This is a genomic window from Paenibacillus sp. FSL H7-0331, assembly GCF_001956045.1.
On the sequence record NZ_MRTH01000008.1, the window covers coordinates 299,469 to 325,666 of the forward strand.

Below are 26,198 nucleotides of genomic sequence, written 5' to 3' on the forward strand. Positions count from 1 at the left end.
TTATGCTAGCAGCCGGTGAATTCGGGCCTCCAGCTCAATGGGGGAAAATGGCTTTGTAAGGATATCTGAGACTCCCAGGTCAAAGCATTTGCTGAACTCCTGCTCGAGTCCGAGATCGGTAAGCACCATGATTTTGCATTGATTTTTTAATGTGCGAGATTGGCGAATTCGATGAATTAACTGATAACCGTCAAGTGCGGGTAGATTGAGTTCTGTGATCACCAGGTCCGGTGGCGTTTCATTAATTAATTGGAGACCTTCCATACCGTCCTGAGCTGGGCGAACATCATAGCCTCGGTGACTAAGTCGTGCTGACAAGAAATCGAGCAGATCGGTATTTTGATCAATCATAACAATAGAGGATGCGGTCTCGACTTGAATATGACGATGAAATACGCGGATTTCGCGATCTACCGTATCCTGATTATTGGTCATAGCGATCATTTCTGACATTGCGGGTGCATTCAGCACTGCACTTTCAGGAAAGCTGGCTGCGGTTATAGGTCCGGTCAAGAGGCCTGACTGCTGCAAGAAATCTTTGATGGACAGGGAAAGGAAGTGTGTATGGGCGAGAGGTTGCCCGGGTAATACAACAACCAGAAGTGATTCCCTGGGTTCATAGCTCATTTGGATGTTAAGCGTCGTATCCTCCATACTGAGTCGTGTCTCCAAATCCTGCATCTCGATCAATCCTGGATTACTGATATGTGCGAGGATGAGACCGCATTTGGCCTGCCCGGAAGCTGGCAGCTGCTCGGTGACCTGCTCATATAGATGGTAAGATAAATCGTTATGGATGATAGCTGACATATTCATAATGGGAACACTCCTTTTGATTATGATCGGGCATATATGTTACATAACAGTCGCTTTGGACGATTGTCCTGGTGATAGCTGCGTCTGAGGTAGGGGCTTCTCAGTGACATCCTCTTTCCAGCTGCGACGTACCATGGTGCCCCAGCTGTTATTACGGCGCAGGAAGTCTGCATGACCCTGCAGCTTCCACAGTGCATTCATTTGGTCATAACCGATAGTCATCAGCATCGAATACCCAATGATTTTCCAAATGTCAGTGGTTTGTGTGCTGCGTTTAAAAGCAATTTCCTCGATGATGAGCGACCCGGTCGTGAACAACAGACTGATAAGCAGATTGATCAATATAAAAGCTAACAAAATCGGCCATTGCGTCATATTCATCACCACATAAGCAAGTAGTGCGACCAAGCCTGAGAGCTTAATAAACGGACTTAACGTTTCGTACAGGATCGTGTAGGGCAGGGCCAGCCATCCGATGATTTTATATTTGGGCACGAACAGCATTGCTCTAAAATGAATAACATTCCACAAATTACCTCGAATCCAGCGCTTTCGCTGTGATCCAAGTATGCTTAACGTATCCGGTGCCTGTGTCCAGCACACCGCATCAGGGCAAAAAAGAATCCGGTAAGGCAGCCCTTGCTGAAGCATATAACGGTGCAGCTTCATGACGATGTTCATGTCTTCACCCGGACAATCCGCCTCATATCCACCGACTTCTACCAAATAGTCTTTACGAAATAAACCAAAAGCTCCTGATACGATCAACAGACCGTTTAAGGCACTCCAGCCGATGCGTCCTCCAAGGAAGGCTCTCATATATTCTACATATTGCATAGCCGGCAATGATTTACGGGATAAGCGATGTTTGGTCACACGCCCACCCTGTATAGTACTGCCGTTCGCAATCCTCACATTTCCTCCAATAGCGATGTGCTGCTCCGGATTTTCCATATACAGCTGGACCAAACGGATCAGCGCATCCTTTTCTAGCATCGAATCAGCATCTATGGTAGCGACCAATGGATATTGGGCTACATTGATACCGGCATTAAGCGCGTCGGCCTTGCCACCGTTCTTTTTGTTGATGACGACCAGCTTGGGGTACTGCGGATTGTGATAAATTTCTTCTATAGACTTCGATTGCACAAGGCTGCGGATGGAGCTTGGACGGATCCTTGTGAGCTGAAATTCATCCACCAGCACCTGCAGGGTGCTATCCTGAGAGCCATCGTTAATAACGACGACTTCGTATTGGGGGAATTCCAGTGCCATCAAGGAACGGACATTATCAATGATGGTCAGTTCCTCATTGTAGGAAGGAACGAGAATGGAAACAGGTGGTACATGCTCTGAGCCTGATAATTCGCGAAATCGTGAATACATCGTGCTTTTGATCTGTGTCCGCATCCGCTGTGATGAAAGTGCCATAATCAAAAAATACAATAAGCTGGAACCTGCGATCAGGAAGGTGGCGAACAGCCCATATTCTAATAAAAAAGCTCTCATCTCGTTCTCCTTTCTACGAACTGATTCGCAGTTGTGTCACATTACGGTCAACATAAGACTCATTGAACATTTTTTCATACAGGTGGGAACATTCATTGAAATATAGAAGCTGCCTGATGTCTTGGGCGGCCAAAGACTCCGCCGATTCCATATGTTCATGTATGGCGGCTCTGGCCATATCACGATGCAGCTCTTCATCAGCAGCTATAGCAGCTTCACACATGGCTTGGAAACCGTTCATACCCAGCTTGGACAAGCTTGCAATAGCGTGATGACGTACCCACCACTCGGAATCCAACATGGCGTGTTTCAACATATCTGTGAAATCGCCAACAGGCTGCTGGCCTGCGACTTTTACTGCTGCAACCCGGATCTCCCAATCCGAATGCTGCATAAAAGCAAGAAGCTGATCCGGTAGCAGCAAATGAGTGTACTGGAGCAGCAGCTTGGAGGCTTTAACACGTACCTCTTTGTGCTCCGATTGGACAAGGCTGTTCAGATACGGAATGGCCTCAGGTACATTACGCCCAGAAAGTCCGACCAAAGCAACGATGATCAGGTCTTCCTCCTGAGTCAGCAGCATTTCCAGAAAGACAGGGATTGGATCCAAGGTGGATGAACCTATGATATCCATGATCAAATGCTGGCTCTGCGGGTGATGCTTGACTAGTCTCAATATGAGCTTGCGCAATTCACCTGGCTGCTGTGCGCATTTGGCAGCCGCGCGGCCGATCACAAAAGCAGTGGATTCATCCGTTTCGCGTTCCAGAAGGGAAAGTAATTCGCTTGTACATGTTTTGGCTCGCATAACACCAAGATGATATACGGCATCTATGCGTTCCCAGTGTATATGGCTATGCAGACGATTACGATTTAGCTCGACAAGCCCCATTTGCTCGCATAATTCACTTAGCTTATCGCGGTGTGAACCCTCAAGCACCTCGATCCATTCCAATAGTTTTTGTTGTATGGCTTTGAGTTCATTGATGGTAAGCTTACCGGGTGGAGGTAATAATGCCTCCGGGCTGTCCATATTGATGCTGAGATATTGGAAATACTCCTGATGTTGGAGCAAACATGCAGCGGTTTGCTGGTCTAAGGAAAGGCTCCTTGCACGTAATGTGAACAAGATAACAAGCATTACCATAATGAGTAATCCGAGTATCGATGTTATCACAATCATGGGTTGCAATGAATTCGTGAGCATCCAGGCATCTCCTTCCGCTAGTTATTCATTCAGCTTTATCACATCACCTATTCGACGGTAACGCTTTTGGCTAAATTTCTTGGTTTATCGACATCATTGCCCCGAGCCAAGGCTGCAAAATAAGCAAGCAGCTGTAAAGGAATAATGGCAATAACCGGTGCTAGCAGAGCATCTGTACGAGGCACATAAATGACTTCATCAACTGCTTGGGCAAGCTCCATATTACCTTCGAAAGCGACCCCGATCACATAAGCGCCGCGTGCCTTGACCTCTCGAATATTACTGATGGTTTTCTCAAGCACAACTTCCTGCGTAGCCAGCGCAATGACTGGCGTTCCATCTTCAATTAAGGCCAGTGACCCGTGCTTCAGCTCTCCGGCTGGATAAGCCTCTGAATGAATGTAAGATATTTCTTTTAGTTTCAGTGAGGCTTCCATGGCTATCGTATAATCGAGTCCGCGACCGATGAAATAAAGATCATGGTAACCTGCAATGTGTTCGGCTATCTGTTCAATCTGTGTCATATGCCCAAGCATATTTTGCACCTGATCCGGAAGCTCTTTGATTTGTGTCAGCAGTTGCGCGCGTGCAGCCAGGTCCATAGAGCCAATGCTTTGACCTATGTACAATGCCAGTAAATAGAAGGCTATTAGTTGGGAGGTGTAAGCTTTTGTAGAAGCTACTGCGATTTCGGGCCCTGCCCATGTCATTAACAGATGGTCGGCTTCTCGCGCTACTGAACTGCCAACAACGTTGGTAATCGCCAGTATCCGGGCACCGCTCAGCTTGGCCTCGCGAATTGCCGCTAACGTATCGGCGGTTTCTCCGGATTGACTGACAGCGATGACGAGTGTATGTTCCTGAATAATGGGCTGACGGTACCGATATTCAGAAGCTACATCGATCTCGACGGGGATTCGTGTCATCCGTTCGATAATGGATTTACCGACACATGCTGCGTGGTAGGCGGTTCCGCAGGCAACAATCTGAATATGTTTAATTTCACGAATTTGTTCAGGACTCATCATCATATCGGGCAGTGTTATACTTTGGCTATCCTCATCAATCCGCCCACGAAGTGTGTCCCGATATGCACGAGGCTGTTCCTCAATTTCTTTTAACATAAAATGATCATAACCATTTTTCTCTGCCATCAAAATGTCCCAGTCGATATAAAGCAGCTGCTTGGCGATAAAGTTCCCTTCCAATGTCATTAATTCAACGCTTTCCCGTGAAAGCACAGCCATTTCCCCATCACCCAATACATATACATTCCGTGTATGTTCCAAGATAGCCGGTATGTCCGAGCCGATAAAATTCTCACCCTCGCCTACACCAATAATCAAAGGACTTGCCAAGCGAACGGCAATCAACTTATCTGGTTCATGCTCAGATAAGACGACAATGGCGTAAGCACCTTTAATTCGGGCTACCGCTTGCTGCACGGCTTGGATCAAGTTGTCTTTATAGTAATGGGCAATGAGGTGGCAGATGACTTCTGTGTCCGTTTCCGATAGGAAGTGGTGACCAAGCTGCTCGAGCTCTTCTTTTAGAACCATATGATTCTCAATAATACCGTTGTGTACAACCGATATTTTCTTTTCGTTATCTGCATGTGGGTGAGAGTTCGTATCCGAGGGCTTGCCGTGTGTTGCCCAACGTGTGTGGCCTATCCCAGCGTAACCAGTCAATGGGTAGTCTGCGAGCCGTGATTCCAGCTCGCAAACTTTACCTTTAGCTTTACGAATATGAAGACCCTGAGCAGTTTGTACAGCAACTCCCGCAGAGTCATAACCACGATACTCCAATTTTTTCAAACCTTCGAGCAATATAAGTTGTGAGTCCCTGTTTCCTATATATCCGACAATACCACACATATTTATGATTCCTCCTTAGTTCCTTTTTGACCAGCTTACCTTGTGGTGACAACAAGTACCATTACCCATTATTCTTAATAACGAACATTAAAATGGATTATAACGCAAATTTATCGAAAATAAAAATGTTTGAACTTGGATTGGTTCGGTTTAAAGAACAATATCCTAATTATTTCGCCGATATACTCCACAAAACTCCATAATACCGTTCTTTATAACAGAATATTTGTTCGTTATAATGAATTTCAGAACGAATGCGATTGTATTCGCTTATCTTGAACGAACAAAGGAGAATTCAGTTATGGCGCCTACCAAAGCAGATATTAAGCTTAAGGAAGAGGTGAACAAACCGTTTCTCGGGATGTTCTTTACGTTAATGCGGCCTAAACAGTGGACCAAAAATGTGCTCGTATTTGCGGCTTTGATCTTTTCGATTAGAATCGCCAATGTGGATATGCTGGGGCAAGCTTTCACTGGATTCATATTGTTCTGCCTCGTTTCCAGCTGCGTGTATATCCTGAATGATTATGTAGATCGTGATCGGGATCGCATGCATCCCGAGAAGAAGAACCGACCATTGGCTTCAGGTGCTTTGAATCCGCAGATGGCACTGGCAAATGGAATTGTTTTGTTGGCGGCCAGTTTTTTTGCTGCTTTTCGCTTTCATCCACCTTTTGGATTTGTACTGTTGCTGTATTTTGTCCTGAATGTTCTGTACTCGTATCGTCTTAAGCATGTGGTTATCCTTGATCTATTGATCGTGGCTTCTGGATTTGTGCTGAGGGCTGTTGGTGGGGGGCTCATCATTGGGGTTCCATTAACACCCTGGTTTCTCGTATGCACGCTTTTGCTTGCGCTTTTCTTGGCGATTAGTAAGCGAAGGCATGAATTGGTTTTGTTGAAATCAGATAAAGGCGACCACCGCCATGTACTGGAGTATTATTCGATGGATTTACTGAATCAGATGAACGCTATTGTTACGACAGCCACAATTATGAGTTATGCACTGTTTACCTTCACTTCCGGACATACGATCCATCTGATGTGGACGTTGATATTGGTGCTGTATGGTATTTTTCGATATTTGTATCTGATTCATGTGGAAGGCAAGGGTGGGAAGCCGGATAAGCTCCTTTTGGAAGATAGACATATTTTAGTGACGGTTGTGCTGTATGCGATATCGGTGATGTTCATTCTGCTGGTTTTCGATAAATAAACGGCAATGGGGGAGCAGATATGAAGTACATAGAGTTGATAGCCTCCATTGTGCTGGGCGCTGTGGGACAAGTGCTGATGAAGTGGGGGATAGAATCGTTGAAGGCGGGTGACACGATTACGGTAACAGGATTTGGCTTACTTCGTGCTTGGCCTGTGGCAGCGGGCTTGGCTAGTTATGGTCTCAGCTCGATATGCTGGCTGCTTGCGTTAAGGAAGTTTCCGTTAAGCACGGCGTACCCGATGGTTAGCTTGGGTTATGTACTCGTGATGCTGATAAGTGTCTGGTTGTTTCATGAAACGATCTCGATGCAAAAATGGCTTGGAGCAGCCGTTATTTTGGCTGGCGTTGCATTGATAGCCCGTTCAGGAGGGTGATATTGATGAGCTTAGATGCAGGGTACCTGTATCCCGTTTTGCCATTTGCTGCCTGGCTGTGCTCAGGTACGCTTAAATATGTGATTAATCGTCTGCGTTATGGTGTTGATGCCAGACAGCATATCGGTAATGGAGGATTTCCAAGTACCCATACGTCGGTGATTTCCTCGATCACGCTATTCATCGGCTTTGAGCATGGCTGGGGTACACCGTTATTCGGTTTGGCTGCAGCTATAACCTATATTGTGATGATTGATGCAGTTGGCATTCGCCGTGCTGTTGGCGAGAGTGCACGCTGGATTAATACCTTAGCGGATGGAAAGGTACATTTGCGCGAAAAGCAAGGGCATACACGTATGGAAGTAGCGGGAGGTTTGGCGGTCGGACTGCTGCTGGCATGGGCCGCTTCGAGCATGCTGTAATTCATGTTGAAAGGTGGAAAGTATATGAAAAATCGGTTGATAGCAATAAGTATGGTTAGCGGATTGACTCTATTGACAGTAACCGTGGGTTCCTTGATCGTGCCTTCGTTATTGTTCATGCTCGGTATTTCTATAACGGCTCTACACATTTGGCCTGTTGTGGCATTGTCTGTCGGTATGGCGTGGATGGCAGCGAAGATGCTTCAGGTGGAACGACCAGGTCGTCTGTTAGGGGAGGCTTTGGCTGTTTCTATTTTATTATTCGTTGTATGCTTTTGGATTAGCGGCAGCTTTTACGATCTGTCCTATGATGGTCAAGCTTATCATCAAGAGTCGGTTATTTATTTGGCGAACGGCTGGAATCCCGTGTATGACGAAGCATTGAATGTATCAACCGGACATTCCTTGTGGATCAATCATTATGGGCGGGCATCGGAGATCGCTTCGGCAGTCATGTATGCAGCAACCGGCTTGATTGAGCATAGCAAGGTATTCAACCTGCTGATGATCGTTGCATCCTTCCTGCTCAGCATGTCAGCACTGCTGGCGTTGAGACCGGATCAAACTAAACGTGCTGTCATCGTTGCCGCATTGCTTGCATTGAATCCGGTAAGTGTATACCAAGTATTCAGTTATTATGTGGACGGATTGTTAGCTTCAGTTCTATTATGTTTAGTGGCTTTGGCTTGCCTGATCTTTGCCAGACCGGGATGGCTGCTGCTCAGTGCTTACTCGGCCCTGATGATTTTTGCAATGAATATTAAGTTCACTGGGATCGCCTATGCAGGTGTATTGACGCTCGGGTTGCTGGTAGCGTTATACATGAGTGAGCAGTTCGGGCGTTTGAAGCAGATGTTTATGATAGCAGCAGTGGGTGGATTGATTGGTATGTTTCTCATTGGGTATAACCCCTATGTCACTAATACCCTTGCGAAGGGGAATCCGTTCTATCCGTTGGCGGGTGCAGGGGCTGTCGATGTGATCGAGGACTTCATTCCACGAAACCTGGAGTCGATGAATCGATTTGAGCAGGCCGTGAATTCTAATTTTTCCGTCATGGCGGGTAATACCTCGGAGAAGACCCCTACTCAGATCAAACTGCCATTTACGTTCACAGAGCGCGAGTTGATTGCCTTGAGTGCACCGGACGCGGCGGTTTCTGGCTTTGGTCCGTTATTCAGTGGTGTGCTGCTGCTCTCTCTCATTCTGCTGGCACTTGGCTTTCACTATCGTAAAGGGGCGGCTATGGCTGCTATTGGGTTGATCGTGATACTAGCCATCTCGGCCTTTGTTAATCCGGTTGCCTGGTGGGCTCGCTACGTACCGCAGTTTTGGATCATTCCGCTCATTTGTGTGTGGCTTGGCTTCAGTATTAAAGGAAATCGAGTTGTAACGGGGGCAAGCTGGCTCTTAATAGCGGTTATTTCGATCAATACGGTAATCGTAGGCAGTACCTATACGTATTATCAATATACGTGGAACCAGACGCTGCGCGAGCAGCTCTCAGAAATACAATCGGCCCAGCTGCCCGTTAAGGCAGATTTTACGTACAGCTGGTCCAATCGGGAAAGGCTCACCAAGCTCGGTATCGCGTTCGTAGAGGAACGCCCTCTGAAATGCGAGGACAAGCTGACTTTGACTCACTCAGGAACATCGATTTGCATGCATCCGTAATTCAAAAATAACGGTACATTATGGATCAAACGACTAAGGCTTCAGGTTTTTCCAGCCCGTGTAATCATGTACGGCTATACCGGCGTAAGATGCATGGCCCTTCAATGAATCATCAATTAAGGTTAATTGTTGATTCAGTACTGCCCGACCCTCTTCGTAAAAGGAAACAAAAGCAGCCTCGGAAGAGGGATTGGTTTCGACACCGACAAAAACCTTTTTACCAAGCTGGTCAGCTAAAGCCAGATCGTCAGCAGTAATCTCTATAAGAGCTTCAGCCTGGTCCCGGTAGGACATCAGCGTGACTTCATCGAGCATACCGATGAATTTCGCATTCAACCTGATACTGCTCTCATCAGGAATCGATATTTCATGAAGCCAAAAGGGCAGGGAGGCACTGACGGTTAAAGTGGAATCGTGTTTGACTTCGTTCGTAAATAAAGTCATCGCTGTGATCCAACTGCTTACCGTCACATCCCGCTCATTATGCCATTCCGGAAGCACGTAAGGTTCAATGTCGACCTGAATCCCGCTAAATCGTTCATTCTCTAGAACGCTGGCATTATAGTCTTTCACCCATTTAACCATGCTGACGATATACTGCTGCTGATCGGAGCGAATCCAGTTCGGGGCACCGTCCAAGGCGTGAATTTGAATACCTGCTTGTACAGCTTCCTGGATAAAGGCGCGATAGGTGTTCTTGGCGACATCCGGATTCACTTGTACATAAATGCGGCCAATCGACTGCTCCTTTGCAAACTGGAGAACAGCCTGCCGATTCTCCAAGGTACTGATCAATGAGGTATCCCACAGCCAGGTTGCTTTCATGGGATTGGGACGCGGCGATGCAGCATCACAAGCTGTAGAGACCACGCTCAAGAGCAATACCGTAACGATTATATAATTGATTACAATACGGGAACTGCTTCGGTTGATGAATATCAAACTCATTCTCCTTCGATTCATAGTTGTCCACATCAATCTGTCAGTCGTATCGAAGCTAATAGATGACATCTATTTCCTATTTCTTACAATACCCTCTTATTATAGTTGACTCTCGGATTGGCTTAAATAGTTCTTGTTGCGCAACTTTCGACAAAATTTGCATGAATCATAAGTCCTGTAACCCATGCTTGTCGCTTTGTGGCTTGAACCAGATGTTCTTGAACTGTACCCAATCGAGGGAATCGAGCGTGATCCCTTTTACGGAAGAATGAAAGGCTGTTTTAAGTCTTTTAAAATAAAGCAGTTGCAGTACATGCTCATCATGCAGGCGCCGTTCGATGCTGTGCAGCAAGCCTGCCCGTCCGTCACGCTGCGGTTCGCGAAGCGCGGCTTGTATGAATTGCTCGACGGCAGCCTTGCAGTTGGGTTCCAAATGATGCTGCATACTCTTGTACAAGTCGATCAGACGCAGCTCGGCATCATTGTCGAGCATAATGGAGAACAGTAATAGATCAGCCTGCAGGCGCCGTTCCCCCTTGAACTCCTCAACAGGAAGCAGTACCACTTCAATGTTTAAGCCTGCCTCACGCAGCAGGATTTGCACAAGCAAGGCATCCCGCTCGTAATGAGGGATTGTGCATAATACAATACGTTCCCCAACATATCCCGACTTTTTGATTTTTTCCCGTACCTGCTCAAGCTCCGTCTCGGCAAGGTGTACAGGTGTATGGCGGATGAAGCTGTCAGCCGCATAGATCGCATCGCCGTCAATCAGCTTCAGCAGCTTGGCTTGATCGAATGCATCGTACACCGCCTCCCGAATCGCGGGGTCCTTCAGAGGACCCTGCTTCAATAGATTGAAGGTAACGAATTTGCAGGTTGTGCCCTGCTGCTGTACCTGCAGATAATCGCTTTCCTTCGTATCCGGCATCTGATAATTATGAATAATTTGAAAGCTCTCCAATGTGCGGAGCTGATCCTTCTGCTGTTCCTGCATATCTGGTACATGCCACAGCTCAACCCGATCCAAATGCGCTCTACCCTGAAAATAATCGGGGAAGGCATCGAGAATCGACATCGACGCATCATGAAAGGTGAGCTTGAATGGCCCTGTACCCATAGGAGCAAGTGCAAATGCGGATTCTCCTTCACGATAGGAATCCGATGGAATAATGGCAGCCCGGTTCGTACTCATAAATTGCGGGAACAGCTCATTAGGCTCAGTTAAATGAATCGTTATCGTCAAGGGATCTATAATCTCGATCCGTTCAATTTGTTGAAATACCCAGCGGTATAACGAACGTGCGGAAGACTGCTTTAACCGCTCCAGCGTGAATTGAATATCCTCGGCAGCCAACTCCTTGCCGTGATGAAAGCGAACACCTTTGCGCACATAAAAAGTCCATGCGGTTCTTGCTTTGTTGGCTTCCCAGGCATGAGCCAAATGTGGCTCGACCGTTTGCGTCAGTCGATTGTAGCTTACCAGGCTGTCGAACAGCTGGTTGACCAAATGAGACTCAGCCGAAAAGTTCGTAAAAGCAGGGTCCAGCGTCTGGATCGGTTGAGTCAACGGAAACCGCAGCGTATCAAACCTTTTGCTGTCTCGCAGCTCACTGCTGTAACCGAAGTAGCCGTTTAACCAGCTGTGAAAGTTCGCCTTTAGCGAATCGGGTATTGAGGAAATGTTCATTTGCTCCAAAGCGCCACGAAGGTCCTTGCGCTCGACCAGCTCTTTGGCCAAGAGCAGCACGACCTCTTCCACAGGCGTCAGAAACTGTAACAACGAGCGGTTGCCCCGGCCTTTTCTTGGCGTCCATTGCAACCAGCCCTGCTTGTCCATCTTTTGCATAATCATCGTTACATTCCGATGCGTACAATCTAGGATGGCGGCTATTTCATCTAACATGATCTCCTGCTCCTGATGCTCTTGCGCATAGGGCAGCTTTTCCCGCAAACGTACATAATGGCTGGCCAGCTTCATGCTATCACCTCAATCTGTGAATACGGAGTGTTATCCGCCCTGTAAGGGCAATCCTGGGTAGGACTTAAGCATAACCGAACCTGAGCTGGAAAAACAGGAAATTTCCATTTGGAAAGTTGCCCTTTTTATTCCTGTTTTTTTGTCTACAATAGAATTATGCTCACGGACTGGGCTATTAATGGAGGGATAACAATGATAAAAAGCATGCGAACCACAGAAGGCTTTACTTTACACATGCAGTGGATTGAGCAATTTGTGAAGGAGGCGGAGCAAGCTTTGGAATTGGAAAATGTGAGGACGACCGCGCAGACTGTACTGTTCTATGCAGGTATGCACGTACAAATAGAAAAACAACAAGCCGCCGCTTCACAAGACCACCAGCTGAACGGTAGTCATCAAGCGGGATCATCACAGACAGAAACGACCAACGATTGGCTGCTCGCTCCAGAAGAGGAGGTCGTGAAGGCAGCTCTTGAGATCACCGCGGAATCGTTTCATCCACTGCTCAAGCTGTCTCTTCAAACAGTAATAGAAGATGAAGAGAGACTACTGACCCTCGAAGAACGCACCTATATCCATTCCTATGCAAGTAGGTATATTAGTCAAATTAAAGAGAAGGTTAACCAGTTCGGAACCTATTGGCTGCATTAAAATAGAAAGTCGGAGGTATAAAGTCTATGCTGGTACTCGACGAACAACAAAGCAAACAGCAAACCATGCTGCTCATAGGTGCTCTTGTATGCGGTTGTGTTCATCATCTCTTGTTCTATGATCAAGCATGGGGTGTTTCCTATCCATTGTTTATCGCTGTTTTTTATATTTATTTTTATTGGGCTTTGAAGGAGAGGATCGCGCTGCGTCTGGATGCTTCATTTATGCTGCTCATCCCGATAGCCTTACTATCCTTAACGTATGCGGTTTTTTCAAATACACTGTTCATGGTGCTGAATGCATTTGCGATTCCTTGCCTGATCTTTGTGCATACCATATGGACGCTGCGGCGGCCTGCAATTCGCTGGTACGATGTGAGTATGGTGCTCGCTGTTCTGGAGCAGATGTTCGGACATACGATGCGCTATATCCCGCGGCCTGCTGTCGTAGTAATCAGAAGCATCAAGGAAAGAATTCAAACAGGGCGTTCTCAGCGTATGTGGAAAATACTGATCGGCATTGTCATTTCACTGCCAATGGTTCTGCTTGTCGGATCGCTGCTTGCTTCCGCGGATACGATGTTCGATCGTATGCTTTCTCAGCTTCCGGAGCTTGTGGGTGATATGCATCCAGGTGAAACGATATTCAGGTTGATCTGGATCGGTTTCGTAACTAGCGGGCTATTCGCTTATGTGTGGGGTATGCTGTACCCATTGAAGAGGAGGCACAGACCGGAGGAGGAGATGTGGGGGAATCAGGCTCAAGCATCACTTGGCAATGCAGATCCCTCTGAATTTGGGCCGTCTTATGCTAACGTGCCTGCTGTTCCCAGAAAAAAAGTTGGTCTGGACGCTACAGTAACCATAACGATCCTGCTGATTTTGAACACGATGTATGTGTTGTTTGCAGTCGTGCAGTTTTCTTATTTTTTTGGAGGGGGCATGACTGCGCTGCCTTCGGAAATGACTTATGCTGACTACGCTCATCGCGGTTTTGCTGAGCTGATTGTAGTCACGGTTATTAATTTTACGCTGCTGATGATCACGCTGCACGGGACGGATCGTGCTGTACGATCGAATGACATATTCCTTCGAGTGCTTTTGGCTGTATTGATCGGCTGCACAGGTGTTATGCTTTGCTCGGCATTTTTGCGGATGCTGATGTATGAGGAGGCGTATGGTTTTTCGGAGACACGTTTATTGGTCGATGTATTTATCATCTTCCTATCAGTGCTGTTTACGATTGCTTTGGTAAAGCTGTGGAAGGATCGCCTCCAGCTGATGAAGCCTTATGCGATTCTGGCGTTAGCTGCGTATTTGATCGTTAACTATATGCAGGTGGATGCGATCGTAGCTTCCAACAATATCAAACGCTTTGAAGCCTTCGGCAGTATCGATACGGAATATTTGGGTTCCCTCAGCTTTGAGGTCGTGCCCTATCTCTTAGAATTGAAGAAGAAGCATCCAGAGCTGGAAGGAACGGATAAAGCGATCCAGCTCATGAAAAGACGCCTTCCGCTTCACGGAGAGACGTCGTGGGTTTCTTTCAATTTATCGATGTGGAAGGCTGGCAAAGCGCTGCAGGCTATCCCATTGGAACCGTTGGAATCACTGGAGTACTATTCGAGATAGTCCAATTAAGCTTACATATCGGATGAAGTCGAAGATAGGTAGCTGCGGATTGCTTCCGGAATTTCATATAGTGAGGCTAGTGTTAAGAAAGCACCTTGAGGCTCCGTGTCAATATCGACTTGATTATAGATCCATTCCTGTAGAGCAGGCATAAATATCGTGTTTAGGCCTGCTTTCAGAGCGGGGGTAACATCAGTGCGAAGCGAGTTACCGATCATCCAGGTCGATTTGCGCTCAAACTGCTGCTCGGTAATCAGCTGCTCCAGATATTCGTCTGTTTTGTGGCGGGTGACATGAATATTACTGCCAAAAAAACGTTCCAAATCGGCTTCCGTTACTTTGCGCATCTGAATCATTCTGTCGCCGCCCGTATACAGATGAAGCTCGTGTCCTTCAGTCTCCAACTGGATTAGCGTCTCTTTCATCCCTGGATAAGGCTCAATACTATGCCCATATACGGTTCTTCCAATTTCCGTCAATCGGGCAATTTCATCGGAATTTTTCGGTCGGCCGGTTAAGTCAGAGAAATAGTCATAGGTTTCAACGAATGACTCGGGAAAATGATTAGGATCAAAGCCAAGCCGCATCACACGATCCAGATCAGCCTCAGCCTGCTTTTTTTTGATTTCCTCGACAGGAACATGGTAGGTATGAAAAAACATCTCCATTAAATCCGCGAATTGCTCAACTACCAGATCAAAATATTTGTTGCAGTGAATTAATGTATCGTCCAGATCAAATAAAATCGTTTGCTTTATCATAGGTTGTCTCCGTTATTTTTTAAGCAGATTATATCATGGCATCAGGGAAAATCCTATCCTCAGTATGCCCTCCATGGAGCGTGTATCGCTCTAGATCATGCTTATTTCTGAGATCTCTGGAGGCCTTGTCATCTTTTGCTGAGCGAATGAATCTCCATGTAAGAGGTGTAGATGAGCAGGATTGAGCAAAGCCCATACATACTTCCACAGATAAAGCCAGCACTTGCCCAACTGTTCGCTTTCCAAAGGCCGATTATTAATGCAGCCAGGCTGATGGCCAGCAAAATATAGGTCCAACGTTCCCAGCCTTGCTGGGGTGATCGCTGCAGCGGAGAAGCAGGTTTGGGGGGCGCAGCAGGCTTTGTTGTACCATTTTCCTTCGAGGTGTCGTTCTGATCGTTTTTTTGATCCTGATGAATGGGATGACGCAGGGACAGCAGCCCCAGCAATATAAATAGAAGAGGCTGGTAGCTTAGCGTAATGACGGACGAACTGTAATTAACAAAACTGAATACCTCAGAAGTACCTTTAAAAGCAAGCACGGTCGTCAGCAGGAGAAGCAGGGCGACAGGTGTATTCAATTTGCTGTAATCACGCTGATTCACCAGGCTCGCCATCCCCAATTGAAAGGCCAGGTAGACGAGAAGCAAACCACAAGCGGTAACCGGGAAACAGATAACCAGAACAAGCAAGTCCAGCCGATCCAGAAAGTCGGTAATATGAATCTGCTGGATCAAGGAATAGTTGGGGTAAACCATATTTGCTGGAATTGTCGGACCCAGTACCAGCACCTCGAGCACGATAAAGTCGAAGAGCATGCAGGCTGCCATCAGGACACCGTGCCGTATCGCAGAGCCAACCTGACGTGGCCCCCATAACGTATGTAAGAAGGCACCCATTACAAAAATATCGCCAAACCAGCCCAGACTAAGTACATTGATTGAGAAAATGGAACTCCACGGTCTGGTCAGTACGGGCTGCATTAACCGGATGTCCATTTCGTTGGCCAAGGCAAGCGGTGTCAGCAGGATAATCAATACAAATGCAGGGAATAACAGGTCATTGACTCGTGCCAATACCTCCACACTCGTTTTGCCATATACGATAAACAGCACGACCAAGACCAAGAGGATCATTTCCCCAGGGGTATTGGGAAGCAATGTAATCCCGATAAATTTACCGAATGTGGATAAATCGCGTGTAAGAATCAGCCATAGATGAAACAGAAGTATCAGATTAACGATAGTTCCGATCACAGAGCCGAAGACGATTTTATTAATTTCAAAGAGATGTTTATTGGGAAAACGTTTGACCAGCATAGTGAACAGGGCTGCAACTCCGATCACATACAGCACGGGTAGCATATAAGCCGACCAGGCATCCGAGTAGCCAATGCGAAATAATACCTGTTGGGTACTGATAAGACCACCGCCTGAAAGCAGAGCGGCGGTCAGCCAGGCGAATTGTCGGTAATTAATTATTTGTTTAGAGTCCATCTGCTCATCTGCCTTTGCAAGGTTCTATTTAAGTGTACTATTCAAAGATTGAAGGAGAGAGAACGCCCAAGGTGAGACATGGTTGACAAAAAAACGGGTAGGCATCGGGATGTTAACATGAAACAAGATGCACAAAAACAGGCTGAACGAGCATGCATATACGATCCGACAAAGCCACCTGAGCGGCAAAGGCTGCTTGCGCATTTTCTTCAGGTTCAACAGTAGATTCAACACAAGTACAAAAAAAACGATAGTCAGGAATATGAGATTCATTGGGTGATCCGCTCCCTCGTAACATTATCAAAGATGAGCCCCGTATCTGTCAGCTGGCTTTGTACCTGTATATTAAATTTGGCATCCTTCAAACTCTCTGGCCAGTTTTTCTCAAACTGAGATTTCCATTCGCCAGGATATGCTCTCCATAGAAAGTTTCCAAACTCGCAGGAGTCGACATTATTTTTAAGAGATTGATTAATGACATCCTGAACGGCACTTTTGACCTTCTTGGATATACCATCCTCGACCAATAAGATGTTTTTAGTTTGACTCAAATCGTAGTGGGAAGTGTCCTCCATTAACGTAGCCTTTATGTTCAATGCTATATCATATTCCAGCTTTTGATTTATCAGCTTGGTGTTAATATTTGTTAGTGCTTCGTAGATCCGTGCAGACATAATTTGACCGTCTCCCATTTGAAGCGTGATGGAGTGGCTGATCATTTTTTGCCCATTGATGATACTGAGACCCATTGCTGCATCATTTTCCAACGTACCCACCATCTTATCATGGCGAAATTGTGCATAGCCTTTAAGTTCCACTTCCTTGGAGGATTCAACACCCTGTTCTGAATCCTTCACGTCCATATACACGGCAACCGGATCAGCACCAGGTAAGCTAAGTGAAATCCCAAAATCCTTGAAGTTGATGTCCATAACTGATTTGGACTTGATTAATTCACGTATGGCTTCAGATGGGAAATGCTCGAATTTGGGCGTGGAATTCATCATGTCGTAAGCTTTTCCCTTGGTGACAACGAGAAAGGTGGTCATCCGGCTTTCAGGACTGCGCGGTACGGTGTCAAAAAGCTCGCGAATCCCCTGTCGTGCCAGATCCTCTCCGACCAGAATGGTTCTGCGATGAGCCAAAAACATACGTCTCGACATTCGTTTTTGCAGCTTCATATGGCATTCACGGTACGTTTCTCCGACTTCGGAATCTATATAGTAGCTCTTCCCGCCATTTGAACCGCCGCCGCCACCGCCACCAGTGGCCCCACCCATTTGTCCCGGCAGTGGCAGCATAACCGTGTAACGAATTTTCCCGTCCTTCTCCAAATCGATAGCGGAGGTCAAAATAAAGGCCATATCATTAATTTCTGTACGGTCCCAGCAGCCCGATAGCAGCGTTGAAACCAGCAATAGCAGGAGTAAGCTTGTGCTGCGTGCGCTCATAGGGTGTCCTCCTCCTTCTCATGGTGGATCGTTTCCCCCTTCTGCCCGCCTTGCTCTTTGATTTCAGCAGGCAGCTCGTCTCCCAAACGGATTGAATCCTGAACGGACATAAAGTAGGACCGATGCTTGTTGAGCCATAGAGGAGGGCGCACCGCGGTATCCATCAAATCGCCGACGGATAGAGGACCCAGTGGAGACAAATAGGGAATACCAAACGAGCGTAAATTAGCCATATGTCCGATAATGATTAATACCGAAATCAGGATGCCATACATGCCAAAGATCGAAGCGGCGATGATGATAGGAAAGCGCAGCATCCGAATTGCGATCGCGCCATTGAAGCGAGGAATCGTGAAAGAAGCGATTCCCGTTAGCGATACAACAATGACCATCGGTGCCGAAACAATCCCCGCCTGCACAGCCGCTTGCCCCACGACCAACGCCCCTAGAATACTGACGGCAGAGCCGATGGTTTTGGGGAGTCGGATACCTGCTTCACGCAGACCCTCGAACGTGATCTCCATGATTAATGCTTCTACAACAGCAGGAAAAGGGATCGCTTCTCGGGCTGCGGCTATGGATAGCAGCAAGGAAGTGGGAATCAAATCCTGGTGAAAGGTTGTTATGGCTACATATAACCCTGGCGTCAACAAAGAGAGGACCATAAAAATGTAACGTAATATTCGGATCAAAGACGCGATCTGAAAACGTTCGTAATAATCTTCATTGGATTGCAGGATGTCGGTGAAGACGAACGGCACTAACAGTACGAACGGAGTTCCATCAACGATAATACCAACCTTACCCTGCAATAAAGCTGCAGCGACCGTATCGGGGCGCTCCGTATATTGAAGCTGTGGAAAAGGCGAATAAGCTGAATCCTGAATAAATTCTTCGATATAGCCGGATTCGAGCACTGCATCAATATCAATCTTCTCCAGCCTGCGCAGCACTTCTTTGACAATCTCCGGATCGGCAATATCGTCCATATAAGTGATAACAATACTGGTGTTGCTTTCTCGCCCGATTGTCATCGGCTTCATTTTCAAATGCGGTGTTTTCAGCTTACGGCGAATCATCGACGTGTTGGTACGAATATTTTCCACAAAGCCTTCACGAGGACCACGAATGACGGATTCCGTTTCCGGTTCATTAATAGAGCGCTTCTCCATACCTCGAATGCCCATGAGCAGAGCTTGATTGTTACCCTCAACAATCAGTCCGGCATCACCGCTGAGTATAGAGATGAGCATATCTGAATAATTGTCTGTTTTCTGCGTTTGACTAATGGGCAGTGTTGCTTCAACAATGGCATCGATCAGCTGTTCATGTCCCTCAAGGATCATGAGCGATTTCATTGCCTCGTTGGCGAATTGGGTATTGACCATGCCGTCCACGAACACAATGATCGCTGAGATACCGCCTTCAATGGTGAACTCACGGATGACAAAATCCGAGCAGTCCGCGAATAAATGCTTTAAATAGTCTTTATTTTCCTCCAGCGTTACGAAGATCGGTACCGATTTTAATTCGTCAATAAATTGATAATCAAAATGGTGCAAAGTATCTGTCTGTTGTTTGCCGGATTTGTTTTCTTTTCGGTTACGAAGCATGTTGACGACCTCCTTGAGTTTCCTGTGCTGCCAGCTAATGGCGGAGCGTCTCACGTGTAGGTTGCCTTAAATTGAAAATTTTATGTCTGTTTCACAGAAACTTCGAACAATTTCTCTGCAGCGCTTTGTCCCTTGTATAGCTCCTACGCGATAGGTCAAAGCTAGAGGACGAATGAGAAAGAGTTGACTACATGTGAGAAAGGGGCTGCGTTTCATTGTTATGGCTGGTTATTGTGCTGCTAATATTTATTTTTCAAATACTGACCATATTGCTGATTGAGTATCGCAAACCCGCCAAGACCCTCGCATGGCTATTTATTTTATTTGTTTTTCCCATTATTGGATTTGTTATGTATTATTTTCTGGCTACGGAATATTCACGCAGGCAAAAGGTACGACGGCATGAATTTAACTACGATTCATTGCAGCATCCTGCAGGTAACAAACCTACTTCTATTGTTTTACCGTCAAATAGCAAGGATCATGAGCACGTTCTAGAGTCAAAGCAAGATGTGCTGTCTATGAAGAATCGTTTGGATGAGCTGCTAGACCAAATATCAGATGGGCCGCGTTCTACCAATAATGAAATCAGGGTACTTACTGACGCGGACGAAGCCTATCCTGCCATGCTGGAGGCAATGGAGGGTGCGAAACGGCACATCCATTTTGAAATCTACACCTTTCGGGGCGACACGATAGGTCTGACTTTTCTGGAGCTGCTGATTCGAAAAGCGAAGCAAGGTGTTCAAGTGCGCTGCATATTCGACGGGGTGGGCAGCTATCAGCTGGAGCAGCGCTTTCTTGATCAACTCCGGCAGGGCGGGGTAGAGGTTTATTTGTTTCTGCGACCCCTTATTGCTTTCTTCGATAAAAGGATGAACTATCGTAATCATCGCAGAATACTGGTTATTGATGGATATAAGGGTTATGTGGGGGGACTCAACATCGGTGCAGAATATATGGGCGCTGATCCGAAGCTTGGTTTTTGGAGAGATACGCATTTGGAGCTTGTTGGCACTGTTGTACATACACTGCAATCTATTTTCTTGAAGGAATGGATGTTTGTTAGCGGTAAGCATGTGACGGGTGTTGGCTTATATCCGGATCTCCAGACCTACGGAAACAAGTCTGCTCAGATTATTAGCAGCGGCCCGGATACGAAGCAGCATAATATTTTACAGCTGTATTTTGGAGCCATTACTAATGCGCAGCAGAAGATTATCCTGATTACTCCATATTTTATACCGGACCCGAGTTTACGTATGGCTTTGAAAACAGCCGCTATCAGCGGTTTGGATGTAAAGGTTGTATATCCGTTTAAATCGGATTCCCCTGCTGTTAATTATGCTTCAAGCTCCTACTTTGAGGAGTTGATGGAAGCCGGAGTCCACATTTATGAATATCAAAAAGGATTTATGCATGCCAAAATTTTGATCATTGACGATAATTTCGCTACGGTTGGCAGCGCCAATGTAGATCTTCGCAGCTTTTACAGCAATTTTGAATTAAATGCCGTGCTGTTTGATAAAAAAACGATCAGGCGACTTGAAGCCGATTGCGCCATAGACTTACGAAATAGTACGGAGTTAAAGCTGGAGGTATTTCGATCTCGTTCACGCTGGCATCGCACCAAAGAAATTGCAGCCCGCCTACTCTCACCGCTTTTTTAAAAGCGTATGCCTGCTATCCGCGGCGATGTGAATGATAGCTGGAGTGGAATGGACATGCTAAAAGAGCGTGTCCAACAGTAATTAAACTCCAGGGAGGTAATCCAATGAGCAAGTCCAACACAAATACGAACGAATCGGAAGAAAAGGAACCGATCAACGAAATTACAAAGGCACGAACCCAAGAAGACGCAGCTGCAATGAGCTCAGCCTCACCAGGTACAGGCGTGGATGTTCAAGGCCGTGAGGATTATTTCATGGACATCGACCGGATGGTCAATGAGGGCTTAGGCGGCGGCAATGTCACAATGAGTAACGGTCACATCGGAGAATCGACAACCGATACGATGACGTATCCAGAATCTGTCCTTAATCATAAAGAAGAGAAGAGTTAAGCAAAACCCTCCCCAGAATAGTCGGGCGCATCCGCGCCAGCGCCCATCCCGTCCGGGATGAATTCGTTCAGAGCTGATCACAGTCTGTCTCATTCCAGCATTCAAGTAATCTTGTTCAACGTATTTTCTTATTCACTCCAAAGGGGTCCAGATGGTTTAGCTCTCCGTGTCCCTCCCTTTTTAGGGAGAGGACTACCTCTTTGTTGCCACCTTTGATGGAGAGGGATATAATAGGGGGAAACCAATTCGGAGGCGGCTAAACGTTGAGTTCTTTGGACGAATTTGCACTTATACGGCGTTTGACAGAAGGAAAACAGTCAGCTGCTTTTCAGCAGGCTAGCGGGGTCGACATAGGAATCGGAGATGACGCGGCAGTTGCGTATTTGGCACCTGGATGCCAGCTTGTGATGACCTGTGATACGATGACGGAATCGGTCCATTTTCAACCGCATACGATGCGTGACAGCGATGTGGGCTATAAAGCCATGGCTGCCGCGATCAGTGACATAGCGGCAATGGGGGCAATACCGCGTTATGCGCTGGTTGCGCTCAGCATTCCACAGGAAACGCCACAGCATAAGCTGGAAGCCGTTTATCAAGGGCTGTATGAATGCGCCAATCGCTGGAGTGTCGTCATCGTTGGTGGAGACACAACCTCCTGTATTGGTGGTCTGACTTTAACCGTTACCGTGATCGGTGAAGTTCCCGATGGTCAGGCATTGCTGCGTTCAACGGCCAAAACAGGTGATGTTGTATTCGCCACGGGTGAGCTTGGCTGCTCTGCTGCGGGTCTGGAATACCTGCTGCAGCAAGCACTTCCAATTGAGCAGTGGCCTCAAGCTGGCAAGGATTCGGCAGAAGCCCGATTAATAGCGGCCCATTGCCGTCCAGAGCCTCAGATTGAAATGGGGCAGCTTTTGCAGCAATCCAAGGTTTGTGGGGCTTTGAACGATGTAAGTGATGGACTTGCCAGTGAGGCTTGGGAAATTGCCCAGGCATCCGGTGTGGGGATCGACTTGATCGAGGATCGCATTCCAATTGCGGATGAACTTATGGCGTATGCCGAGAAAGCCGAAAAAGATCCGCTCCATTATATTCTCTACGGCGGTGAAGACTACAAGCTTATCGGTACGATGCAGGCTGAGCATGCGATTGAAATGCAAATCAAATTCAGGGAAGCCGGGCATACGCTATACATTATCGGTTATGTGAATGCGGAAGATAGCGGTGTGCGTCTTGTTCAAAGCAGCGGATATGTCGTTCCGATTGATAAAAAAGGCTACAATCATTTTCGAAAGGATTGAGCTTGTATGCCGACAAAACACACTTATTCATACCAGGCAGTGGGTCTCGAGCAAACAGCGAGTCTTGCATCCGCTCTAGCATCCTGCTTTCAACCCGGTACCGTAGTTACACTTGACGGTGATCTGGGTGCGGGCAAAACCGCATTCGCTCAAGCGGTCGCCAAAGCTCTCGGCGTGCGTGGTATTGTGAACAGTCCTACCTTTACTATTATTAAAGAATATGAAGGGGAGAAACTCCCTTTTTATCATATGGATGTATACCGTCTTTCTTTGGAGGAGGCGGATGATCTTGGACTGGACGATTATTTATATGGGTCAGGTGTTACTTTAATAGAATGGTCTTCTTTAATAGAGGAGCTATTGCCTGCAGATCGTTTGTCCGTAACCATCGAGAATTGTGGTGAACAGACCCGCTTATTCAGGCTGAACCCACACGGGGATTCCTATGAACAATGGTGTGAACAGCTTAAGGAGAACGGAGTTTTAATATGAATAACGATCAAATAAACTTACAGGGCACGCTGCTTGCCATAGATACTTCCACGAGCTCCATGTCAGTTGCATTAACGCGCGGCGGTGAGCTGCTGGGTGAGTTGAATTCAAATGCAGAACGCAATCATTCGATACATTTACTTCCACATATTCAGCAGGTACTTGCATCTGCTGGGCTTCATTCACGGGATGTGGATGCATTCGCAGTCGGAGTCGGACCCGGATCTTACACGGGTGTACGTATAGGCGTTACTGTTGCCAAAACGTTGGCTTGGACGCATCAGAAGGTATTGCTTGCAGTATCGAGTTTGGAAGCTCTGGCTTTAGGCGGCGTCCATACGATGCTGGAGTCACCATCCCATGCAGGTAAGGGGCGTACCTCGGGAGCGTCGGTATTCTCCCATATAGAAGAACTACAGGAAAAAGTCTGGGTGGTTCCGATGTTTGAGGCTCGGAGAGGTCAGGCTTTTACTGCTCTTTATCAAGCAGCGAACCAGCAATGGAGCTGTTTGGCGACCGATGGCATTCGTCTCATGTCCAGTTGGTCGGAAGAGTTGCTCGAACGTGCCATGGATAAGAGTACGGAAACTGAGCGTCCGGATCGTATTATTTTTACAGGTGAGACCGGACTGCATGAAGCGACAATTGAGCATTTTTCTAAAAGCTGGACAGGCGCCGCAGAAATCGTACATCATGAAATGAGAGCCCGTTATACGGCTGATTTGGCGCTTGAACAATGGAAACATGGAGACACTCGGGAGCCGCATGGCTTAATTCCCAATTACACGCAGCTGACAGAGGCAGAGGTCAAATGGAAAGCTCAAGCAGAGGAGGCGAAATGACTAGTGAATCATAACGAACCTACGGATGCCCCTCGAGCCTTGGAGTTTCGCGCTATGTGTCTTGAAGATATTCCGATCATTTGTGAGATTGAGCAGGAAGCATTCACGACACCATGGACCTCGGCAGCCTTTTATAATGAATTAACAAACAATCAATTCGCTCGTTATATGGTCATGGATTCGGAAGAAGGCGTGCTTGGCTATGGCGGAATGTGGATCATCGTCGACGAAGCGCACATTACCAACATTGCCGTCGGTAAGAGGCATAGAGGGAAAAAGCTTGGTGAAAGACTGCTGAGAGAGATGCAAAAAACAGCTGTTTTTCTTGGGGCTGCACGAATGACACTGGAAGTAAGGCCCTCTAACCGCATAGCCCAGGCATTGTATGAAAAGCTTGGGTTTTATGGAGTCGGTGTACGACGCGGGTACTATACAGACAATCAGGAAGATGCAATCATCATGTGGGCGGATTTGCCTGATTCCAAGCGCACGCTAAATAACTTACAGGGGAATTAAAATGAATAGCAACGATATGCAAGTAAATCAGTCTGCATCCGATCCCAATAAGCCCTTATATATTTTGGCCATAGAGACGAGCTGCGATGAAACGTCAGTAGCCATTGTCGAGAACGGTACGATTATTAAGTCTAATATCGTTTCCAGTCAAATCGAAACCCATGAACGCTTTGGTGGAGTCGTGCCTGAGCTGGCTTCACGCAAGCATGTGGAAAGCATTACCTGGATCATTGAAGAAGCTTTAGAAAAGTCGGGTGTCGCACCAAGCGACCTGTCGGCCATCGCAGTTACGCAGGGACCCGGGCTTATTGGAGCTTTACTGGTTGGAGTGGTGGCTGCCAAAGCATTGGCGTACGCCTTAGAGCTACCTTTAATTGCCGTTCATCATATTGCAGGTCATATATATGCCAATCAGCTTGTGCATGAGCTGCAGTATCCCTTGGTCTCGCTCGTTGTGTCGGGTGGACATACAGAGCTGGTTTATATTGAATCTGAGGGTAACTTCAAAATTATTGGTCAAACCCGGGATGATGCTGCAGGTGAAGCCTATGATAAAGTGGCGCGTGCTTTAAAGCTTCCATACCCTGGAGGCCCATATATTGATCGTCTGGCTCAGGAAGCGGGCGAGGCACTGGCTCTTCCTCGTGCGTGGCTGGAGTCGGATTCTTATGATTTTAGTTTCAGCGGACTCAAATCTGCTGTTTTATCTGCATTGAATCAGGCCAATATGAAGGGGCAGCCGCTTGATCCAGGATCTGTAGCCAAAGGCTTTCAAGCATCTGTTGTTGAGGTTCTGGTAGAAAAAGCATTGCGTGCCGTTAAGGCTTACGGAGCGAAGCAGCTGCTGCTGGCGGGAGGAGTAGCTGCGAATCAAGGACTGCGGCAGCAGCTGGCTGTACGTTGTGCGGAAGCAAATGTGCCGTTGCTTACACCGCCCCTTGGATTATGCACAGATAATGCTGCTATGATCGGAGCGGCTGCCTATTTGAAGTTTCAGCGTGGACAGTTTTCGTCTTTGGATTTTAAGGCTGAGCCTCTTTTGAGTTTGGAAGAGTGGTCCGTATAATCTGCTTCCTGAAGCCGTTCTGCTTATGTGCAGGGCGGCTTTTTAATAGGATAAACCGTGCCTTCTAACTTCTTTATTAATAAATTGAAAATAGTACTTGCATTCTGTATCTGGATTTGTTATATTACTTCTTGTCGCTTCTGAGGCAGTCGAATTTGAAGGCATTGAAGAAGACAAAAATATTCATAAAATTACAAAGTGTTTAAAAATAATACTTGCAATTGAATGAATGAATGTGTTATATTGATCAGGTCGCTTTTGACGGAATGTCGAAAATGATCGAAAAGAATTG

Annotated in this window: 23 protein-coding genes; 13 read left to right on the forward strand and 10 right to left on the reverse strand. The window is 46.8% G+C overall.

Annotation, left to right across the window (positions count from 1 at the left end):
* The 4 genes from BK127_RS14705 to glmS form a co-directional block, all read right to left on the reverse strand.
* On the reverse strand, nucleotides 1–816 hold the full coding sequence (locus BK127_RS14705) for a response regulator transcription factor (RefSeq protein WP_076231285.1): 816 nt from the start codon (nucleotides 814–816) through the stop codon (nucleotides 1–3).
* A 39-nt stretch (nucleotides 817–855) separates the two neighbouring features.
* Nucleotides 856–2,325, reverse strand: coding sequence for a glycosyltransferase family 2 protein (locus BK127_RS14710; RefSeq protein WP_076231288.1), 1,470 nt, complete (start codon nucleotides 2,323–2,325; stop codon nucleotides 856–858).
* Between the two features lie 13 nt (nucleotides 2,326–2,338).
* Entirely contained in the window at nucleotides 2,339–3,508 is a 1,170-nt protein-coding gene (locus BK127_RS14715; protein WP_179097488.1) for a HEAT repeat domain-containing protein, read from the reverse strand.
* Nucleotides 3,509–3,579: 71 nt separating this feature from the next.
* Nucleotides 3,580–5,409 carry a glutamine--fructose-6-phosphate transaminase (isomerizing) gene (gene glmS / locus BK127_RS14720; RefSeq protein WP_076231293.1) on the reverse strand — a complete coding sequence of 610 codons (1,830 nt, stop codon included), beginning with the start codon at nucleotides 5,407–5,409 and terminating at the stop codon, nucleotides 3,580–3,582.
* Nucleotides 5,410–5,710: 301 nt separating this feature from the next.
* Here glmS and BK127_RS14725 point away from each other — a divergent pair, with 301 nt between their 5' ends.
* Genes BK127_RS14725 through BK127_RS14740 form a run of 4 tightly spaced genes read left to right on the forward strand, consistent with a single transcriptional unit; the run spans nucleotide 5,711 to nucleotide 9,098 of the window.
* Nucleotides 5,711–6,625, forward strand: a complete 915-nt coding sequence (locus BK127_RS14725; protein ID WP_076231296.1) for a decaprenyl-phosphate phosphoribosyltransferase — start codon at nucleotides 5,711–5,713, stop codon at nucleotides 6,623–6,625.
* 20 nt (nucleotides 6,626–6,645) lie between these two features.
* The gene (locus tag BK127_RS14730; RefSeq protein WP_076231299.1) at nucleotides 6,646–7,002 is read left to right on the forward strand and encodes an SMR family transporter; all 357 of its coding nucleotides are present in this window, start codon (nucleotides 6,646–6,648) and stop codon (nucleotides 7,000–7,002) included.
* 5 nt (nucleotides 7,003–7,007) lie between these two features.
* Nucleotides 7,008–7,424 carry a divergent PAP2 family protein gene (locus BK127_RS14735; RefSeq protein ID WP_076231302.1) on the forward strand — a complete coding sequence of 139 codons (417 nt, stop codon included), beginning with the start codon at nucleotides 7,008–7,010 and terminating at the stop codon, nucleotides 7,422–7,424.
* 24 nt (nucleotides 7,425–7,448) lie between these two features.
* Complete coding sequence (locus tag BK127_RS14740; RefSeq protein ID WP_076231305.1) at nucleotides 7,449–9,098, forward strand: hypothetical protein; 1,650 nt, start codon at nucleotides 7,449–7,451, stop codon at nucleotides 9,096–9,098.
* Nucleotides 9,099–9,131: 33 nt separating this feature from the next.
* Here BK127_RS14740 and BK127_RS14745 read toward each other — a convergent pair whose 3' ends face one another.
* The gene (locus BK127_RS14745; protein WP_179097489.1) at nucleotides 9,132–10,046 is read right to left on the reverse strand and encodes a hypothetical protein; all 915 of its coding nucleotides are present in this window, start codon (nucleotides 10,044–10,046) and stop codon (nucleotides 9,132–9,134) included.
* 160 nt (nucleotides 10,047–10,206) lie between these two features.
* Nucleotides 10,207–12,021, reverse strand: a complete 1,815-nt coding sequence (locus BK127_RS14750) for an ABC transporter substrate-binding protein (protein WP_076231308.1) — start codon at nucleotides 12,019–12,021, stop codon at nucleotides 10,207–10,209.
* Between the two features lie 192 nt (nucleotides 12,022–12,213).
* Here BK127_RS14750 and BK127_RS14755 point away from each other — a divergent pair, with 192 nt between their 5' ends.
* Complete coding sequence (locus tag BK127_RS14755) at nucleotides 12,214–12,672, forward strand: hypothetical protein (protein ID WP_076231310.1); 459 nt, start codon at nucleotides 12,214–12,216, stop codon at nucleotides 12,670–12,672.
* A gap of 26 nt (nucleotides 12,673–12,698) precedes the next feature.
* Nucleotides 12,699–14,303: a DUF4153 domain-containing protein gene (locus BK127_RS14760; RefSeq protein ID WP_076231313.1), complete on the forward strand. Its 1,605-nt coding sequence runs from the start codon at nucleotides 12,699–12,701 to the stop codon at nucleotides 14,301–14,303.
* An 11-nt stretch (nucleotides 14,304–14,314) separates the two neighbouring features.
* Here the strand turns inward: BK127_RS14760 and BK127_RS14765 are convergent, their stop codons facing one another.
* The 4 genes from BK127_RS14765 to BK127_RS14780 form a co-directional block, all read right to left on the reverse strand.
* Nucleotides 14,315–15,064, reverse strand: a complete 750-nt coding sequence (locus BK127_RS14765) for an HAD family hydrolase (RefSeq protein WP_076231315.1) — start codon at nucleotides 15,062–15,064, stop codon at nucleotides 14,315–14,317.
* A 128-nt stretch (nucleotides 15,065–15,192) separates the two neighbouring features.
* Nucleotides 15,193–16,560, reverse strand: a complete 1,368-nt coding sequence (locus tag BK127_RS14770) for a GerAB/ArcD/ProY family transporter (protein WP_076231318.1) — start codon at nucleotides 16,558–16,560, stop codon at nucleotides 15,193–15,195.
* A 269-nt stretch (nucleotides 16,561–16,829) separates the two neighbouring features.
* Nucleotides 16,830–18,011, reverse strand: coding sequence for a Ger(x)C family spore germination protein (locus BK127_RS14775; protein ID WP_076231320.1), 1,182 nt, complete (start codon nucleotides 18,009–18,011; stop codon nucleotides 16,830–16,832).
* On the reverse strand, nucleotides 18,008–19,624 hold the full coding sequence (locus tag BK127_RS14780; RefSeq protein ID WP_076231323.1) for a spore germination protein: 1,617 nt from the start codon (nucleotides 19,622–19,624) through the stop codon (nucleotides 18,008–18,010). Before BK127_RS14780 ends, BK127_RS14775 begins: the two co-directional genes overlap by 4 nt.
* 215 nt (nucleotides 19,625–19,839) lie before the next feature.
* Here BK127_RS14780 and cls point away from each other — a divergent pair, with 215 nt between their 5' ends.
* The 7 genes from cls to tsaD all read left to right on the forward strand — a co-directional run bounded on the left by cls (nucleotide 19,840) and on the right by tsaD (nucleotide 25,906).
* Nucleotides 19,840–21,294, forward strand: a complete 1,455-nt coding sequence (gene cls / locus BK127_RS14785; protein WP_076231326.1) for a cardiolipin synthase — start codon at nucleotides 19,840–19,842, stop codon at nucleotides 21,292–21,294.
* Nucleotides 21,295–21,398: 104 nt separating this feature from the next.
* Complete coding sequence (locus BK127_RS14790; RefSeq protein ID WP_256711314.1) at nucleotides 21,399–21,686, forward strand: hypothetical protein; 288 nt, start codon at nucleotides 21,399–21,401, stop codon at nucleotides 21,684–21,686.
* 263 nt (nucleotides 21,687–21,949) lie between these two features.
* Nucleotides 21,950–22,990, forward strand: a complete 1,041-nt coding sequence (gene thiL / locus BK127_RS14795) for a thiamine-phosphate kinase (protein ID WP_076231329.1) — start codon at nucleotides 21,950–21,952, stop codon at nucleotides 22,988–22,990.
* A gap of 6 nt (nucleotides 22,991–22,996) precedes the next feature.
* The gene (gene tsaE / locus BK127_RS14800) at nucleotides 22,997–23,482 is read left to right on the forward strand and encodes a tRNA (adenosine(37)-N6)-threonylcarbamoyltransferase complex ATPase subunit type 1 TsaE (protein WP_076231331.1); all 486 of its coding nucleotides are present in this window, start codon (nucleotides 22,997–22,999) and stop codon (nucleotides 23,480–23,482) included.
* Nucleotides 23,479–24,324, forward strand: a complete 846-nt coding sequence (gene tsaB, locus BK127_RS14805; protein WP_076231333.1) for a tRNA (adenosine(37)-N6)-threonylcarbamoyltransferase complex dimerization subunit type 1 TsaB — start codon at nucleotides 23,479–23,481, stop codon at nucleotides 24,322–24,324. The genes tsaE and tsaB overlap by 4 nt, the downstream gene beginning before the upstream one ends.
* 3 nt (nucleotides 24,325–24,327) lie before the next feature.
* Nucleotides 24,328–24,840 (forward strand): ribosomal protein S18-alanine N-acetyltransferase, encoded by a 513-nt coding sequence (gene rimI, locus BK127_RS14810; protein WP_256711315.1) that lies wholly within the window; start codon nucleotides 24,328–24,330, stop codon nucleotides 24,838–24,840.
* A 1-nt stretch (nucleotide 24,841) separates the two neighbouring features.
* Nucleotides 24,842–25,906, forward strand: coding sequence for a tRNA (adenosine(37)-N6)-threonylcarbamoyltransferase complex transferase subunit TsaD (gene tsaD, locus BK127_RS14815; protein ID WP_076231336.1), 1,065 nt, complete (start codon nucleotides 24,842–24,844; stop codon nucleotides 25,904–25,906).
* Nucleotides 25,907–26,198: the final 292 nt, after the last annotated feature.